This is a genomic window from Sagittula sp. (assembly GCF_052825245.1).
In genome coordinates this window covers 17,085-33,410 of the sequence record NZ_JBRBWD010000065.1, presented here as the reverse complement: position 1 = coordinate 33,410, position 16,326 = coordinate 17,085, and the positions used below count along the sequence as shown (strand labels likewise).

At 66.0% G+C, this 16,326-nt stretch carries 15 protein-coding genes; 13 read left to right on the top strand and 2 right to left on the bottom strand.

Annotation, left to right across the window (positions count from 1 at the left end; genetic code table 11):
- Positions 1-103: 103 nt before the first annotated feature.
- From ACU0DV_RS25365 to ACU0DV_RS25335, 7 genes are all read left to right on the top strand, one after another.
- The gene (locus tag ACU0DV_RS25365; RefSeq protein WP_446273640.1) at positions 104-727 is read left to right on the top strand and encodes a TetR/AcrR family transcriptional regulator; all 624 of its coding nucleotides are present in this window, start codon (positions 104-106) and stop codon (positions 725-727) included.
- Between the two features lie 129 nt (positions 728-856).
- Positions 857-2,035 carry an ABC transporter substrate-binding protein gene (locus ACU0DV_RS25360; RefSeq protein WP_446273639.1) on the top strand — a complete coding sequence of 393 codons (1,179 nt, stop codon included), beginning with the start codon at positions 857-859 and terminating at the stop codon, positions 2,033-2,035.
- Between the two features lie 64 nt (positions 2,036-2,099).
- Positions 2,100-2,969, top strand: coding sequence for a branched-chain amino acid ABC transporter permease (locus ACU0DV_RS25355; RefSeq protein ID WP_446273638.1), 870 nt, complete (start codon positions 2,100-2,102; stop codon positions 2,967-2,969).
- Between the two features lie 4 nt (positions 2,970-2,973).
- Positions 2,974-3,957: a branched-chain amino acid ABC transporter permease gene (locus tag ACU0DV_RS25350; protein WP_446273637.1), complete on the top strand. Its 984-nt coding sequence runs from the start codon at positions 2,974-2,976 to the stop codon at positions 3,955-3,957.
- Complete coding sequence (locus ACU0DV_RS25345) at positions 3,954-4,718, top strand: ABC transporter ATP-binding protein (protein ID WP_446273636.1); 765 nt, start codon at positions 3,954-3,956, stop codon at positions 4,716-4,718. The genes ACU0DV_RS25350 and ACU0DV_RS25345 overlap by 4 nt, the downstream gene beginning before the upstream one ends.
- Complete coding sequence (locus tag ACU0DV_RS25340; protein WP_446273635.1) at positions 4,705-5,424, top strand: ABC transporter ATP-binding protein; 720 nt, start codon at positions 4,705-4,707, stop codon at positions 5,422-5,424. The genes ACU0DV_RS25345 and ACU0DV_RS25340 overlap by 14 nt, the downstream gene beginning before the upstream one ends.
- Before the next feature lie 15 nt (positions 5,425-5,439).
- Positions 5,440-6,408, top strand: coding sequence for a dipeptidase (locus tag ACU0DV_RS25335; RefSeq protein WP_446273634.1), 969 nt, complete (start codon positions 5,440-5,442; stop codon positions 6,406-6,408).
- Positions 6,409-6,473: 65 nt separating this feature from the next.
- Here the strand turns inward: ACU0DV_RS25335 and ACU0DV_RS25330 are convergent, their stop codons facing one another.
- Positions 6,474-7,199, bottom strand: coding sequence for a GntR family transcriptional regulator (locus ACU0DV_RS25330; RefSeq protein WP_076694746.1), 726 nt, complete (start codon positions 7,197-7,199; stop codon positions 6,474-6,476).
- Between the two features lie 146 nt (positions 7,200-7,345).
- Here ACU0DV_RS25330 and ACU0DV_RS25325 point away from each other — a divergent pair, with 146 nt between their 5' ends.
- The 6 genes from ACU0DV_RS25325 to ACU0DV_RS25300 all read left to right on the top strand — a co-directional run bounded on the left by ACU0DV_RS25325 (position 7,346) and on the right by ACU0DV_RS25300 (position 15,220).
- A complete protein-coding gene (locus tag ACU0DV_RS25325; RefSeq protein WP_446273633.1) occupies positions 7,346-9,403 on the top strand; it encodes a hydantoinase/oxoprolinase family protein in 2,058 nt (685 codons plus the stop codon).
- Positions 9,400-11,121, top strand: coding sequence for a hydantoinase B/oxoprolinase family protein (locus ACU0DV_RS25320; RefSeq protein ID WP_446273632.1), 1,722 nt, complete (start codon positions 9,400-9,402; stop codon positions 11,119-11,121). The genes ACU0DV_RS25325 and ACU0DV_RS25320 overlap by 4 nt, the downstream gene beginning before the upstream one ends.
- A gap of 61 nt (positions 11,122-11,182) precedes the next feature.
- Positions 11,183-12,178: a TRAP transporter substrate-binding protein gene (locus ACU0DV_RS25315; RefSeq protein WP_446273631.1), complete on the top strand. Its 996-nt coding sequence runs from the start codon at positions 11,183-11,185 to the stop codon at positions 12,176-12,178.
- Entirely contained in the window at positions 12,175-12,750 is a 576-nt protein-coding gene (locus tag ACU0DV_RS25310) for a TRAP transporter small permease subunit (protein WP_446273630.1), read from the top strand. Before ACU0DV_RS25315 ends, ACU0DV_RS25310 begins: the two co-directional genes overlap by 4 nt.
- A gap of 21 nt (positions 12,751-12,771) precedes the next feature.
- Positions 12,772-14,085, top strand: coding sequence for a TRAP transporter large permease (locus ACU0DV_RS25305; RefSeq protein ID WP_446273629.1), 1,314 nt, complete (start codon positions 12,772-12,774; stop codon positions 14,083-14,085).
- A gap of 94 nt (positions 14,086-14,179) precedes the next feature.
- A complete protein-coding gene (locus tag ACU0DV_RS25300; RefSeq protein ID WP_446273628.1) occupies positions 14,180-15,220 on the top strand; it encodes a GlxA family transcriptional regulator in 1,041 nt (346 codons plus the stop codon).
- A 19-nt stretch (positions 15,221-15,239) separates the two neighbouring features.
- On the opposite strand, the gene ACU0DV_RS25295 is transcribed toward ACU0DV_RS25300, so the two are convergent.
- Positions 15,240-16,322 carry a 2Fe-2S iron-sulfur cluster-binding protein gene (locus tag ACU0DV_RS25295; protein ID WP_446273627.1) on the bottom strand — a complete coding sequence of 361 codons (1,083 nt, stop codon included), beginning with the start codon at positions 16,320-16,322 and terminating at the stop codon, positions 15,240-15,242.
- Positions 16,323-16,326: the final 4 nt, after the last annotated feature.

The following is a 16,326-nucleotide window of genomic DNA, read 5'->3' as shown; positions in this document are numbered from 1 at the left end:
TGTGCAAATTCGCCCGGCCCACCGGTTTGACCCTTGCAAAGGCGGGGCAAGGCGCTTGACCGAATCATAAAAACAAACCAGCCTGTTTTTAAATGAGGGCGAAATGACCGTATCGACACGACGCACCCAGGATCAGCGCAGCACCGAAACCCGCAGGCTTCTGCTGGCGGCGACGGTGCAGATGCTGATGGATGTGGGCTATGCCAATACCAGCACCGCCGGCATTGCCAAGCGGGCGGGCGTGTCGCGCGGGGCGCAGACGCATCACTACCCCAGCAAGATGGCGCTGATCGTCGCCGCCACCGAAGAGATGTTCGCCAATTTCGCCGCCGGGCTGGAGGCGCTGGCCGCCGATATGCGGAGCGGTGCGCTCGACTACGATACGTTCTTCGAGGCGGTCTGGGACGAGGTGCTCAAGGGCGACTGGTTCTATTCCTCGCTCGAGATCATCGTCGCCGCGCGCGGCGATACGGAGCTGCGCGAGCAGCTCGCGCCGCTGATCCTCGATCTGCACGAGCGGCTGGAGGCGATCTGGTCGCAGACCTTCGTTGCGGTCAGCCCGGACGCCATCACCCCGCGCGTGGCGCTGAACCTGGCGCTGAACGTGTTTCGCGGCATGGCCGTGCAGGCGGTGCTGCGCCGCGATGAGGGCTATTTCCGCGAGATGCTCATGGCGCTCAAGGTCATGCTGGCAAGCCATGTGAAGCCCGTGACAGGCACCGCCTGAGCGCAATCCGTACCCGGTATTTTGTGTACAATAAAACAAACAAGACAGCCGGTTTTTAAATCGGGCCTCGCCCCAATCACAAGCGGTGACAAGCCGCATTCAACCAGAAACGTTCAACAGGAGATAACGATGAATAAACTCACCTCTCTCATGGCTGTGGTCGCCTTTGCGGCGGCGCCGGCGCTGGCGCAGGACGCCGAATGGGAAACCCAAGGCCTCACCGACGACGCCATCACCATCGGTGTGATGGGGCCGTTTTCCGGCAATGCGTCGTCCTACAGCAAGGCGCTGATCGGGATGATGGCCTATTACGACAAGGTCAACGAAGAGGGCGGGGTGCATGGCCGCAAGCTGGTTGCCGTGCAGGAAGACACCGCCTGCGACAGCGCCAAGGGCCTCGCCGCCGCCAAGAAACTGATCTCGCAGGACGAGGTCTTCATGCTTCAGGGCAATTCCTGCTCGGGCGTGGCGCTGGCGCTGCGGCCCACCATCGAAGAGGCGGGCCTGCCCTGGATCGTCGCCCACGCGGTGAGCGACTCGATCTCGGATCCGCTGGCGGGGAACATCTTTCACGGCGTGCCCACCGGCAGCGCCAACGGGCGTGCCATGGCCGCCTTTGTGCTCTCCAAGCCGGGCACCGAGAACGTGGCGATCATCGAGCATTCCAATGACTGGGCGCACAGCTATTCCAACCCGGCGCGCGACTACCTCAAGGAAAATGGCGTCGAGCCCACGGCCGAGCTGACCATGGAGCGTGGCCAGACCGATGCCACCGCGCAGGTGCTGAAGCTGCGCCAGAACAAGCCCGATTTCATCATCGCGGCGCTTTACGAGGCGGAAACCGCCATCTTCCTGCGCGACCTGAAGAAATACGGCATGGGCGATATCCCGGTCATGGGCACCGCCGGCACCGACCTCGAGAACACGCTCAAGCGCACCGGCGATTTCGACACCGTCAAGAATTACCACGTGATCCACTCCTATGTGGACAATCTCGACGGCGAGAAGATGAAACCCTGGGGCGAGATGATCCACAAATACTACCCCGACGAAGAGCTCTCGACCTTCTCCTTCGTCTCCATCGGCTCCGCCGAGGCGCTTGTCTCGGCACTCGAAGCGGTGGGTCCGGATCTCACCCGCTCCAAGCTGATCGCGGCGCTGGAAGAGGTGCGCGATTTCGACACCGGCATCCTGTCGGATCCGATCACCTGGACGCCCGAGGATCACCAGGGCGTCAAGGGCTCTGCCGTGGCGGGCTTTGTCGACGGCGAACCGACCGTCCTGAAAGCCTGGGGCCAGCCCTACTAAGCTTAACCTCCCCGACTGCCGGGCGCGGCGTGTCCGTGCCCGGCCTTTTCCAGGAGCAATACCGATGCTGATGCAGCTGACATTGGGCGGACTCGCCCAAGGGGCCATCTATGCCCTGATCGCGCTATCGCTCACGGTGGTCTACCGCTCGACCACGGTGGTGAATTTCGGCCATGGCGATTTCGTCATGGCGGGCGCCTTCCTCTCATATGTGCTGGTGGTGCTGGCGGGCATCGCCTTTCTCCCGGCGGCGGCGCTGGCGATGATCGCCATGTTCGTGCTGGGGGTGCTCTTCAGCAAGGGGCTCATCCGCCCGATAAGGGGCGGGCCGCATATCGGGCTGGCGCTCATGTGCATTTCGGCGGGCTATGTGCTGCGCGGCATCGCGCGCATGGTCTGGGGCCGCGAGGTGCTGCCGATGCCGGCGGTCTTCGATATGGAGCCCATTTTTATCGGCGATCTGGTGATCACCGGCGACGCGGTGTTCATCATCGGCACGGTGCTGGTGCTGCTCATCCTCTTCTTCGGCCTGCTGGCGCTGACCGATCTAGGCAAGATGGTGCAGGCCGTCTATCAGAGCCCGCGTGGGGCGCGGCTCATCGGCCTCAATGTCGAGCGGTTCAACGATTTCAGCTGGGGCATCGGCGCGGCGCTCGGCGCGCTTGGCGGCATCCTCGTGGCGCCGGTCTCGCTGCTGCATCCCGATCTTGGCGCCAGTTTTCTCATCAAGGGCTTTGCTGCGATGACGCTGGGCGGTTTCGGCTCGCTGGGCGGCGCGGTGCTGGGCGGCATCCTGCTGGGTCTGGCCGAGCAATATGCCGGCGCCTATCTCGACAGCGCGCTGATCGAGATCACCGCTTATGTGGTCATCGTGCTGGTGCTCTTCATCCGCCCGCAGGGGCTCTTTGGCCGCAAGGCCGTGGTGAAGGTGTAAGATCATGAGCACGACCATGCCTTCCCCCCGCCAACGTCAGCGCCGCACTTGGGCTTTCTGGGCCGTGCCCGTGCTGCTTCTGTTCCTGCCGCTGGCCACCAACGCCTATACGCAATTCATCGTGAACGGGATGCTGATCTCGGTTCTGGTGACGCTGGGTTTCACGCTGGTGATCGGCAATCTCGGGCAGCTCGCCTTTGCAAATACCGCGTTTTTCGGGATCGGCGCCTATGCCTCGGCGATCCTCTCGGCCAAGCTTGGCCTGCCCTGGATCGTCACGATCCCGCTGGCGGGTGCGCTTGGTGCGCTGGGGGGCTTCCTGGCCTCCTCCGCAGCCCTTCGCGGCATCCGTTCCTATTACCTCGCGATCATCACCCTGGCCTTTGGCGAGCTGATGCGGTGGGCCTATCTGCACAGCAAGCCGCTCACCGGCGGCACCGACGGGCTGCCGCTGCCGCGCGAGGCGATGTTCGGCATCTCGCTCAGCGACGACACGCTGAAATTCTACATCTTCCTCGGCGTGACCGTGGTGCTGGTCAAGGCGACGCTCAACCTGATGCGCTCGCGCTTTGGCCGCGCCGTGATGGCGGTGCGCGAGAACGAGATTGCCACCGCGTCGCTGGCGATTCCGACGGCGCGGGTGATCCTCGTCAGCTTCATCTGGTCGGGCTTTGTGGTGGGCTGCGCCGGTGCGCTCTTTGCCCGGCATGTGGGCCATGTCTTTCCCGAAAGCTTTGGCATGCTGCACCTCATCGCCTCCTTCGCGATGGTGCTGGTGGGCGGGCTCGGCTCGGTTCTGGGGGCGGTGCTGGGCGCCGTGCTGCTGACCGCGCTGCCGGAATATCTGCGCGCCTTTCCGGGCATGGAAGAGCTGTTCTTCGGCCTGATCGTCGCCGCCGTGCTGGTCGCCATGCCCATGGGGCTCGCCAGCCTGCTGCGCCGTCTCTCGCCGATCTTCGTCGAACGTTATTACCGGGAGGAGTCATGACCGAGCTTCTGAACGTCCAGGGACTGAGCGTCCGCTTTTCCGGTCTGACCGCGCTGGACGATGTCTCCTTCACGCTGGAGGAAGGCGCGGTGCGCGCGGTGATCGGGCCGAACGGGGCGGGGAAATCCACGCTGTTCAACGCGATCTCGGGCTATGCCACGCCGACCTCGGGCAGCGTGCATCTGAAAGGGCGCGAGCTGACCACGCTTACCCCGCACGAGATCGCCGAGCAGGGCGTGCGCCGCACCTTCCAGAATGGCGGGCTGTTCCCGGCGCTGACGGTGCTGGAAAACGTGCTGACCGGGCTGCATGCGCAGACCGAGGGCTCGTTCCTCGACATCCTGCTGGGCCGCTCCAAGGCGCTGAAATCCGAGGCGGGCAACATCCACCGCGCCCGTGAGCTGCTCAAGCTCATGTCGATGGATCACATGGCCGATACGCGGGCGGGGGATCTTTCCGGCGGCCAGCAGCGGATTGTCGAGATCGTCCGTACCGTGGCCTCGGACCCGCCGGTTTTGCTGCTCGACGAGCCCGCCGTGGGCCTCTCGCCCGTCGCCCGCGCCCAGATGATGGAGATCATCCACCGGCTCGCGGGGGAAAAGGGTGTCGGCATCCTGCTCATCGAACACGCGGTGGAACTGGTGATGGCCGCCGCCGACCGCATCCTGGTGATGGCGGCGGGCGCGCGCATCGCCGAAGGAACGCCAGAGGAAATCCGCGAAGACCGCGCCGTGCTGGAGGCTTACCTTGGACACTCCTGAACCGCTTCTGAAAATCCGCGACCTGCATGTGGGCTATGGCAAAAAGCCGATCCTGCGCGGGGCGACCTACGATGTGCGCCCCGGCGAATGTCTGACGTTGCTGGGGGCCAACGGGTCGGGCAAATCGACCTCGCTCAACGCCGTCTGCGGCTTTGTCAAACCGAGCTCCGGCTCGGTGCTCTTCGACGGGATCGAAACGGCGGGCCTGCCGCCGCACAGGATCTTTGCCCATGGCATCGCCCAGGTGAGCCAGGCGCGCGATCTCTTCCCCGACCTCACCGTCGAGGACAATCTGCGGCTCGGCGCCATGCGCCGGGGCGGCAAGGAGCTGAGCCAGACGCTGGGGCTGGTCTATGACCGCTTTCCGCGCCTCGCCGAGCGCCGCAAGCAGGCCACCCGCACGCTTTCGGGCGGTGAACAGCAGATGGTGGCCATCGGCCGGGCGCTGATGTCGCGGCCGCGGCTGCTGCTCCTCGACGAGCCCTCGGGCGGCCTCTCGCCGCAATTCTGCGAAGAGATCGCCCGCATCATCGACACGCTGAAGGAGGACGGGGTGACCATGCTCATGGTCGAGCAGAACCTCAACCTCGCCTTCCGCGCCGCCGACCGCTTCATCGTCCTGCGCGACGGCGAGGTGGTGGATGGCGGCGATGTCCGCGCCATGGCGGGCGATCACGACGCCATCGTGCGCGAAATCTATCTCTGACGAAGGAAGACCCAAATGACCACGCTGCATGACGACCTGATCGTCTTTGACGGGCTGATTATCTCGGACTGGGGGCGCCCGGTCTTCGAGGCCATGGCGCAGGGCGGGCTCACCGCCGCCAACTGCACCTGCTCGGTCTGGGAAAATTTCCGCGACACGATGTCGGCCATCGGCGACTGGAACACGCAGTTCCGCGCGCATGCCGACCTGATCGTGAAGGCGAAGACCGTGGCGGATATCCGCCGCGCCAAGGCCGAGGGCAAGACCGGCATCGTTCTGGGCTTTCAGAACACCACCGCCTTCGAGGACCGGCTGGAATTCATCGAGCTTTTCAAGGAGCAGGGGGTGGGCATCGTGCAGATGACCTACAACACCCAGAACCTCGTGGGCTCGGGCTGCTACGAGAGCACCGATAGCGGGCTGTCGGATTTCGGCCATGAGGTGGTGGCCGAGATGAACCGCGTCGGCATTCTCTGCGATCTCAGCCATGTGGGGCCGAAGACCTCCGAGGACGTGATCCGCGCGTCGAAAAAGCCGGTCGCCTATTCCCACTGCCTGCCCGCTGGCCTCAAGGCGCATCCGCGCAACAAGAGCGACGAGCAGCTTCGCTTCATCGCCGAGCAGGACGGCTTTGTCGGCGTGACCATGTTCCCGCCCTTCCTTGCCGCCGGCAATGGTGCGACGGTGGACGATTACGTCGCCGCCATCGACTATATCGTGAACCTCGTCGGCGAAGAGCGCGTCGGCTTCGGCACCGATTTCACCATGGGTTACGGGTCGAAATTCTTCGAATATCTCAACCGCGACAAGGGGTATGCCCGCCAGCTCACCGAGATCTGGGAGGTGGAATTCCCCGACGGGCTGGGCTCGATCGCCGATTTCCCGAACCTCACGGCGGCGATGGAACGGGTGGGCTGGTCGGAGACCAAGATCCGCCGCGTGATGGGCGAGAACTGGCTGTCGCTGCTCGACCGCGTCTGGTGATCTGCTGCGCCGGGGGGAGACCCCGGCGCCTTTGGCGTTTGCGGTTCAGGATGTCCCGAAACGCCTCAGCTCAGGATCTGCATCTTGCGGGTGGCATCCGGCGACAGCACCGTCGTCACGATGCGGTTGCGGAACAGCTCCACATGGCGGGCGGCGACGCGTTCGGCGCCCTCCGTATCCTGATCGCGGATGAAGGCCACCATCTCGCGGTGATCGGCAATCGTGCGGTCGAGATGCTCCCGCAATCGCGCCTGCGTGCCGTCATGTTCGATGAAGCTCACATGACCCACGCGCATGCCCTCGATCAGCGCGCGCTCATAACCGTGGTGCAGGTGGCGCGAATGCGCCGCCTCGCTGATCGCCAGGTGAAAGCGGAAATTCATCTCGTTGAGCGCGTCCACATCGCGGCCCGCCGCCGCCTGCTCGAAACCGCGCTCGGCCGCCTCGATCCCGCGCAACTCCTCGTCGCTCCGGCGCAGCGCGGCAAGGGTGGTCTGGGCCCGCTGGAGCAGGTCAAGCGACTCGAAAAAATCCCGCAGATCGAAGAGGTTCATCGCCGCGACGCGCGAGCCGCGCCCGCGCACCGCCTGCACCAGCCCCTCGGCGGTCAGGCGGATCAGCGCCTCGCGCACGGGCGTGCGCGACACCTCGTAACGGGCCGAGATCTCCAGCTCGTCCAGATCCGACCCGGGCCGCAGCTCCATGCGCAGAATCGCCTGCCGCAGCATGCGGTAGACATGTTCGGCCCCGCGTTCGGAGGCCGGTTTCGACGCTGCCGGTTTTTTCGCCATGTCCCTGTCTCCGCTGCATGATTTGCAAGCGCGCGTATACATCCGCGCATGCGCAATTTCCAAGAAATAATCCGGTCCGAAGAAAACTGTTGACTCATCTTTATTATACACGGTGTATTTTAATGAAATACGAAGAGGATTCAAACATGGCCGAAACCTGGACGATAGGCGTGGATGTCGGAGGCACCTTCACCGATCTCTGCGCCATCGAAAGCGCCAGCGGGCGCATCGCGCTGAACAAGGTGTCGAGCACGCCCGCCAACCCGGCGGAGGCGATCATCGCAGGGCTCGACGCGCTGGCGGAGAAGGCGGGGTTCGACCTCGGGGACGTGCGCGCCATCGGCCACGGCACCACCGTGGCGACCAACGCGCTGATCCAGCGCACCGGCGCTAAGGTGGCCATGGTGACCACCCGCAACTTCCGCGATCTGGTCGAGATCGGCCGTCAGATCCGCCCAAAGATGTATGACCTCAAGGCGGATTTCCCGCCGCCGCTCGCGCCGCGCCACCTGCGGTTTGAGGTGACCGAGCGCGTCGGCGCCGACGGTGCCGTGGTCGAGCCGCTGGACATGGACAGCGTCGATGCGGTGATCGAAGATTTGCGCGCCGAAAAGGTCGAGGCGGTCGCCATCGCCTTCCTCTTCGCCTATCTCAACCCGTCGCATGAACAGGCGGTAAAGGCGCGTATCATGGAAGCGCTGCCGGATGTGGCGGTCTCGGCCTCCTCGGATGTGATGCCGGAATTCCGCGAATACGAACGCTCCTCCACCACGCTGCTCAATGCCTATCTGCAACCGGCCTTCGCCGAGTACATGCGCACGCTGGAGCGTGAGGTGGCGGCGCGCTCGCCCGTCTCCAGCCTCGGCGTGAACCAGTCGAGCGGCGGGCTGATGTCGGTGGAGACCGCGCGGGAATTCCCGATCCGCACCGCCATGTCCGGCCCGGCGGCGGGGGCGAACGGCGCGATCCATACCGCGATGCAGTCGGGCATCGGCAATGTCATCACCTTCGACGTGGGCGGCACCAGCGCCGATGTGGCGCTGATCCGCGACCGCACCATCGGGCTCGCCTTCGACCGCGATGTGGCGGAATTCCCGGTGCGCATGCCGATGGTCGACATCAACACGGTGGGGGCAGGGGGCGGCTCGCTCGCATGGTTCGACCGCGACGGTCTGATGAAGGTCGGTCCCGCCAGTGCCGGCGCGCGGCCCGGCCCCGCCTGCTACGGGCGCGGCGGCGATCAGGCCACGGTGACCGATGCCAATGTGGTGCTTGGGCGGCTCTCGACCAGCGGGTTGCTGGGCGGCGACATGTCGCTCGATGTCGATGCCTCGTTCCGCGTCGTGGGCAAGGTAGCCGAGCGTCTGGGCGTCGCGGTCGAGACCGCCGCGCGCGGCATTCTCGATGTGATGGCCGCCAATATGGTGCGCGCGATCCGGGCGATCTCGGTCGAGCGCGGCCACGACCCGCGCGATTTCGCGCTGATGCCCTTTGGCGGCGCCGGTCCGCTGCATGCGGAGGCTTGCGCCCGCGCGCTGGGGATCAGGCAGATCCTCGTGCCGCTGCTGCCGGGCATCCTCTGCGCCGAGGGGCTGCTGGTCGCCGGGCGATCGGAAAGCCTCGTGCGCTCGCAGCGTATCGCTTTGAATGACGCCGCCGGGCCGATCCTGTCGCGGCTGGCCGACGAGATGCGTGCAGAGGCCGAGACCTGGTTCGAGGCCGAGGCCATTCCGGAGGCGGAGCGCAGCACGAAGCTGGTCGCCGACATGCGCTACACCAGCCAGAATTACGAACTTCAGATTCCGGTGGGCGGCAACAGCGTCACCGATCTCGATGCGCTGAAACAGGCCTTCTTCGAGGCGCACGCCCAGGCCTACGGTTTCTTCAATCCCGAGGATCCGGTCGAGATCATGGCGCTGCGCATGACCCCGCAGGGCGCGCGGCCGCAGATCGGCAGCCCGCCGCAAAGCGCAACCGCCTCGCGTGAGCCGCAGCCCAAGGCCACGCGCCCGGTCTGGTTCACCGGCCCGCGCGCGCTCGACACGCCGGTCTATGATCGTGCCGAACTCGCCGCCGGGGCGGAGCTGACAGGCCCCGCCGTGATCGACCAGTTCGACTCCACGCTCCTGCTGTTCCCCGGCGATCACGCCCGCGTCGACGACGCGCTCAACATTCTCATCACTCGCGGGGAGACCGACCTGTGACCCTTCACGACACCCTCACCGCCCCCGCCGCCGCGAATGACGCCGGGCCCGATCCGATCACCGTCGAGATCGTCTCCTCGGCCTTCCGCTCGGTGGTGGACGAGACCTTCATCGCGCTGATGAAAAGCGCCTATTCCACCAATATCAAGGAACGCCACGACCACTCGACCGCGATCTGTGACCGCAAGGGGCGGCTGATCGTGCAGGCCGACCTGTCGCTGCCCATTCACCTCGCCTCGATGACCGGGCTGATGCAGGCGGTGCTGACGCGCTATGCGCCGGAGGACATACGCGAGGGCGATATCTTTGTCGCCAACGATCCGCACGCGGCGGGGGGCACGCACCTGCCCGACATCAACTATGCCGCGCCGATCTTTGTCGACGGCCAGCTCTTGGGTTTTGTCTGCAACATCGCCCACCACGCCGATATCGGCGGTATGGTGCCCGGCTCCATGGCGGGCGGCATGTCCGAGATCTATCAGGAGGGGCTGCGCATCCCGCTGGTGCGGCTCTTCCGCGAGGGCGAGCTGCAACAGGACATTCTCGACCTGCTGCTGCTCAATGCCCGCATTCCAGAAGAGCGCCGGGGCGACCATTTCGCCCAGATCGCCGCCTGCCGTCTGGGGCTGCGCCGCGTCGGCGAGATTGCCGAGCGCTACGGTGCCGAGCTCATCGAGCAGGTCTGGGACTCGCTGCTCGCCCGCACCCACGACCGGATGCGCGCCGCCATCGCCGAGCTGCCCGACGGGGCCTATCGCTTCGAGGACGTGATGGACGATGACGGGGTGGGCACATCGGACATTCCGCTGAAGCTGGAAATCACCGTGACCGGCGACCGGGCGGTGTTCGATCTGCGCGGCTCGGCGCCGCAGGTGAAGGGCAATATCAACCTCACCCGCAATGCCTCGAAGGCGGCGGTGGCCTACGCGCTGCGCACGCTGCTCGACCCGGAGATCGCCAATAACGAGGGCATTCTGGAATGCTGCGAGCTGCTGACCGAGCCGGGCAGCATCGTCGACTGCATCGCGCCCGCGCCGGTGGCGCAGCGGCTCAATACCTCGCAGCGGCTGGTCGATGTGATCATCGGCGCGCTGGCGCCGGCGCTGCCCGATGCTGCCGTGGGCGCGGCCAACGGCGCCAACACCACCGCCGTCTTTTCCGGCATCGACCCGCGCAACGGCAAGCCGTATCTCTATCTCGAAACGCTGGGCGGCGGCGCCGGCGGGCGCAGCGACCGCGACGGCAAGGACGGGGTGCAGGTGCATATCACCAACACCTCCAACCTGCCCATCGAGGCCATCGAGACCGAATATCCGCTGCGCGTGGTCAGCTACGGCTTTGTCGAGGATTCCGGCGGGGCAGGGCGCTATCGTGGCGGCGCGGGCCTGCGCCGGGTGATCGCGCCGGTGGATCACGACTGCACTTTCAACGGCGCCGGCGAGCGGTTTTCCAACGCGCCCTGGGGCATCTTCGGCGGCGGCGAGGGGCGGCCCGGGCAGTTCCTGCTGGAAGGCGCGGGCGAGAGCCGCAAGCTTGCCAACAAACCCTCCGCCGTGCCGCTGAACCGCGATCAGGCCATTGTGGTCGAAACGCCGGGCTCCGGCGGTTACGGCCCCGCTGCCGACCGCACACCCGAGGCGGTGGCCGAGGATGCGCTTTCCGGCAAATACAGCCCGGAATTCCTCGACCGGAATTATCCCGCGCAGCGGCGCGGATAAGCATGGGCCGGGGCGACCCGGCCCTCAGCAAAGACAACCATAGCAACAGGGAAATCACGATATGCTCAAGACACTGACCACACCGCTTCTCGCCGGGGCGCTCGCCGCCGCCGCGCTGCCCGCCTGGGCGCAATCGGTCACCTGGGATCTGGCCAACGAATACCCGCCGAACTCGGTGCACGCGCAATCCGCCGACACCTTCATCGACGCGCTGCAAGAGGTCTCCGGCGGCGACATGGTGGTGACCGCGCATCACGGCGCGGCGCTGGGGTACAAATCCATCGACCAGTACGACGCGGTGGGCGACGGCGCGCTCGATCTCGCCTCTTCCTTTGCGACGCCATGGTCGGGCATCGACCCGGTGTTCATCCTCTCTTCCATCCCCTTCCTGGTGACCACCCCCGAGGAAGAGCGCCAGCTCTACGAGATCGCCAAACCCTATTACGAGGCGGTTCTGGCCGACGACAATCAGGTGCTGCTCTTCGCCACGCCCTGGCCGCCGAGCGGGCTCTGGGGCAACAAGCCGCTCGACTCGATGGAGGCGCTCGACGGGGTGAAACTCCGCACCTATGACGCCAACGGCACCATCACCTTCGGCAACACCGCCGCCACGCCGGTGCAGCTGAGCTGGGCCGATACCGTGCCGCAGCTCTCCACCGGCGCCATCGACGCGGTGCTGACCTCCGCCGATGGCGGCTCGGCCTCGCAGCTCTGGGAGCAGCAGTCGCATTTCACCGAGGTGAACTATGCGATGCCGCTGCAATTCGTGCATGTGAACCGCGATGTCTATGACGCGCTCACCGACGAGCAGAAAGCCTGGGTGACCGAGGCCGCCGCTGCCGCCGAGGATTTTGGCTGGGGGCTGCTCGAAGACCGCGTGGCGCAGAACTATGCCGAGATGGAAAGCCACGGCATGACGGTCGTGACCGGTGTCGACCCGGCCTATATCGCCGCGCTGACCGAGGCCGCGCAGCCGGCGCTTGAGGAGTGGAAAGAGAAGATGGGCGACGATGCCGACTCGATCCTCGCCGCCTTCGAGGAAATGCGCGCGGAATGAGCGGCGTCTCCGACACCCAAGACATCGCCGGCCGGACCGGGCCGGCGATGCTCTTTCAGCGCGGCGTCTTTGCCCTGTCGCAGGCCGCCGCCGTGGTAGCGGCGGTGCTGGTGGTCGGTATGGTGCTGCATATCCTGCTCGAAATCGGGCTGCGGATGGTCGACCGCTCGACCTTTGTGCTCGACGAGATGGTGGGCTATGCCATTGCGGGCGCCACCTTCCTGTCGCTGGGCTATGCGTTCGAACATTCCGCGCTGGTGCGGGTCGGGCTGCTGATCGACCGGCTTTCGGGCCGCGCCCGCCGCGCGCTGGAGACGCTTTGCGGCGTCGCCACGCTGGCGGTGACCTCGCAGATCTCCTGGGTGATCGCCAAGACCGCGATGCGCAGTTTCGAGCGTGGCCGCACCTCCAGCTCGATTGCGGAAATCCCGCTCTGGATCCCCGAGGCGGTCTGTGCCGCGGGGCTCGCGATCTTCAGCCTTCAGGTCTTTGCCTGGATCCTGCGCCAGATCTTCGACCTGCCGGGGCCGGTCCCGCCGGGCAATGACGATCCGCTTCAGAACGACCTGTAGAGACAGGCAGAAAGGGAATTCATGGACCCGCTTTTCGCCGGACTGGCGCTGATCGCGATGCTGGTGGTGACGCTGGGCAGCGGCGTGTGGATCTTTGCCGGGCTGCTGCTCGTCTCCTTCGCCGGGCTGCATTTCCTCGTCGGCATGCCGCTTAGCCGCGTCTTTTCCATCGCCGGCTCGATCACTTATCGCAGCGCCTCCACCTGGGAACTGGCCGCCGTGCCGCTGTTCATATGGGTGGCGGAACTCATCTTCCGCTCCACGGTCTCGGCGCGGCTGTTCAAGGGGCTCGCCCCCTTTGTCGACCGCATCCCCGGACGACTGCTGCACACCAATGTGCTGGGCTGCACGCTTTTTGCCGCCGTCAGCGGCTCGTCGGCAGCAACCACCGCGACGGTGGGCAAGATCACCTCGAAGGAACTCGTCACGCGGGGCTATGACGAACGGCTTGCCGTCGGCTCGCTGGCCGGCGCGGGCAGCCTCGGGCTGCTGCTGCCACCCTCGATTGCGATGATCATCTACGGCATTCTGGCCGAGGTCTCGGTCAGCCGTCTGTTCGCGGCGGGGGTGCTTCCGGGGCTGGTGGTCTCGGGGCTCTATTCCGCCTTCATCATGGCGATGGCGCTGATCCGTCCGGGTGTGGCGCCCGCCGGGCACCAGAATTTTGCGCTCCGCGATTATGCCCGCGCCGCGCTGGATCTGCTGCCGGTGGTGGCGCTGATGGGGATCGTGCTGGGCGCGATCTATTCCGGCATCGCCACGCCCTCGGAGGCGGCGGCGGTGGGCGTTCTGGCGGCTTTCGTGGTGCTGATCCTGCTGGGGGAACTGAACTGGGAACTGGTCCGCGCCAGCCTGCTCGGCACGGTCAAGACCAGCACCATGGTCTGCATCATCCTGATCTCTGCCTCGCTGCTCTCCACGACGCTGGGCTATCTGCACCTGCCGCAGGAGCTGGGCGCGGCCATCGGCGCGATGAACCTCGATCCGCTCGCGCTGATCATGCTGCTGGCGGTGTTCTACCTGCTGCTGGGGATCTTTGTGGACGGGGTGGCGATCATCGTCATGACCCTGCCGATGACGCTGCCGCTGGTGACGGCGGCGGGCTACGATCCGGTCTGGTTCGGCGTCTTCCTGGTGCTGATGGTCGAGATCGGGCTGCTGACGCCACCGGTTGGGATCAACCTCTTCGTGTTGCAGGGGCTGACCAACTGGCCGCTGGGGCGGGTGGCGCGCGCCTCGGTGCCGTTCTTCCTGCTCTTCGGACTGGCGGTGGTCATTCTCGTGGCCTTCCCGCAGCTCGCGCTCTGGCTGCCGAACCTGCTCTACGGCGCGTGATCCGTCGCGCCGGGGCCATCAGAGGTCGCGGCGCGATGGAATCCGGCGGCGATGTTCGTGTATATTTGCGACACCTCGCCTGAAGGATGCCGCCATGCCCGCCCCGTCCTCTCCTCCCGCAAAGCGCCTGCGCGTGGCGTTCCTGCTGGCCGACCGTTTCACGCTCTCGGCCTTTGCCAATTTCGTCGACGTGCTGCGGCTGGCCGCCGACGAGGCCGACCATTCCCGCCCGATCCTCTGCGAATGGGTGGTGCTGTCGGACACGCTGGAGGCGGTGCGGTCGAGCTGCGGCGTGCGGGTGCAGCCCGACACGCGGCTGCGGCAGGCGGCGCGCTACGACTATATCGTCGTGGTCGGCGGGCTCATCGGCGACAGCGCCGCGCTGAACGGCGCCGCGCAGGGCTTTCTGCGGCGTCAGGCCGAGGCGGGCGTGCCGCTGGTGGGGCTCTGCACCGGCGTCTTCATCCTGCAACGCATGGGGCTGCTCAAGGGCTACCGATGCTGCGTAAGCTGGTTCCACCATCAGGATTTTCTCGACCAGTTCGAGGCCGAAACGCCGATCTCCGACCAGATCTTTGTGGTCGACCGCGACCGGCTGACCTGCTCCGGCGGCCACGGCGCGGCGCATCTCGCGGCCTTCCTCGTGCAGCGGCATGTGGGGCAGTCGGCGGCGATCAAGAGCCTCAATATCATGATGATCGACGATGCCATGGGCGGCGAAAAGGCCCAGCCCGGCCTGACGCTGGCGCGCCGCGCCAAGGACGAGCTGGTGCGCCGCGCGCTGCTGCGGATGCAGCAGAACCTGGAGGTGCCGAAGACCGTGGAGGATCTGGCGCGCGAGCTGGGGGTCGGGCGGCGCACGCTGGAGCGGCGCTTTCTCGCGGATCTGCGGCAGACGCCGCTCAAGGCCTATCTCGATCTGCGGCTGGAGCGGGCGCTGCAACGGCTGCGCACCACAGATGCCTCTGTCACGAATATTGCACTGGCCTGCGGCTTTTGTGACGGGCCGCACCTGTCGCGCACGATGAAGGCCGAGCGCGGCGTGACGCCGGCGGAATACCGCAAGGCACAGGGCCGGTTCGAGCCGGGAGACGATCTGCCTGCGGTCGGCGTGCTGATGCGCAGCGCGGAGTGACCGCGCCGCGCCATGTGTCTCAGAGGTCGAGCGTGACCTTGCCGCGCGGGTTCGAGCAGCAGGCGAGGATATAGCCCTCTTCGATCTCTTCGTCGGTGATGCCGCCGTTATGCACCATGTGGACTTCGCCCGAGAGCTTCTTGGTTTTGCAGGTGCCGCAGACGCCGAAGGTACAGCCGGAGGCAATCGCGATCCCGGCATTGCGCGCGACGGCGAGCACGGTTTCTGTCTCGGGGCAGGATTGCGTGACGCCCGAGATGTCGAAGACGATCTCGGCCATGACGTCGTCTTCGGGCAGATCGTCGTCCGGCAGCTCCACTTCGATGAGCTCCGGCCCGGGGGTCCCCGGCGCGTGGAAGCTCTCCTGGTGGTAATGATCCATGTCGAAGCCAAGGCCCGCCAGCGCCTCGCGCACCGACTGCATGAAGCCCTCGGGGCCGCAGCAGAACACTTCGCGCTCCAGATAGTCGGGCGCCATCAGGCCCAGCATCAGCTGGTTGAACGTGCCCTGATAGCCCGTCCAGGGCGAATACGGGTCCGGCTCCTGCACGACCCATTTCAGGTCGAGCCCCTCGACCCGCGTGGCCATATGTTCGAGCCGGCGCTTGAAGATGATTTCCGACGGACGGCGCGCGCAGTTCACGAAGACGACGTCGCGGTGGCGGCCGAGATCGTAGATCTCGGTCGTCATCGACATCATCGGGGTGATGCCCGAGCCGGCGGAGATGAACAGGTACTTCTGCGCCGGGTACTCCGCCGAGGTGAACCGACCGGCGGGGCCGGTCGCCTTCAGCGTCATGCCCGGGCGCAGGTTGTCGATGATCCAGCGCACGCCGATGGAGGTCGACTGCGCCTTCATCGTGATTGTCAGCGATTTCGGGCGCGTCGGCGACGAGGAGATCGTGAAGGTCCGGTAGAGCGGCCCGCCGGGCACGGGCAGTTCAAGCGTAATGAACTGCCCGGCCTGAAAGACGAAGGGCCGGCCCGACGGAGCCTGAAAGCAGACCGTGACCACGTTCGGCGATTCCGGAAGAATCGAGACGCATTCCAGCACCTCGTCGTCGGTCCATGCTCCGGCGGCGGTTGCCTGGGTCTTGGCCATATCG

Coding starts and splice junctions, on each gene's coding strand:
- ACU0DV_RS25345 (WP_446273636.1), top strand. CDS start 3,954: ATGACCGAGCTTCTGAACGTCCAGGGACTGAGCGTCCGCTTTTCCGGT.
- ACU0DV_RS25330 (WP_076694746.1), bottom strand. CDS start 7,199: ATGGCGAAAAAACCGGCAGCGTCGAAACCGGCCTCCGAACGCGGGGCC.
- ACU0DV_RS25295 (WP_446273627.1), bottom strand. CDS start 16,322: ATGGCCAAGACCCAGGCAACCGCCGCCGGAGCATGGACCGACGACGAG.
- ACU0DV_RS25300 (WP_446273628.1), top strand. CDS start 14,180: ATGCCCGCCCCGTCCTCTCCTCCCGCAAAGCGCCTGCGCGTGGCGTTC.
- ACU0DV_RS25315 (WP_446273631.1), top strand. CDS start 11,183: ATGCTCAAGACACTGACCACACCGCTTCTCGCCGGGGCGCTCGCCGCC.
- ACU0DV_RS25350 (WP_446273637.1), top strand. CDS start 2,974: ATGAGCACGACCATGCCTTCCCCCCGCCAACGTCAGCGCCGCACTTGG.
- ACU0DV_RS25360 (WP_446273639.1), top strand. CDS start 857: ATGAATAAACTCACCTCTCTCATGGCTGTGGTCGCCTTTGCGGCGGCG.
- ACU0DV_RS25335 (WP_446273634.1), top strand. CDS start 5,440: ATGACCACGCTGCATGACGACCTGATCGTCTTTGACGGGCTGATTATC.
- ACU0DV_RS25365 (WP_446273640.1), top strand. CDS start 104: ATGACCGTATCGACACGACGCACCCAGGATCAGCGCAGCACCGAAACC.
- ACU0DV_RS25325 (WP_446273633.1), top strand. CDS start 7,346: ATGGCCGAAACCTGGACGATAGGCGTGGATGTCGGAGGCACCTTCACC.
- ACU0DV_RS25355 (WP_446273638.1), top strand. CDS start 2,100: ATGCTGATGCAGCTGACATTGGGCGGACTCGCCCAAGGGGCCATCTAT.
- ACU0DV_RS25310 (WP_446273630.1), top strand. CDS start 12,175: ATGAGCGGCGTCTCCGACACCCAAGACATCGCCGGCCGGACCGGGCCG.
- ACU0DV_RS25305 (WP_446273629.1), top strand. CDS start 12,772: ATGGACCCGCTTTTCGCCGGACTGGCGCTGATCGCGATGCTGGTGGTG.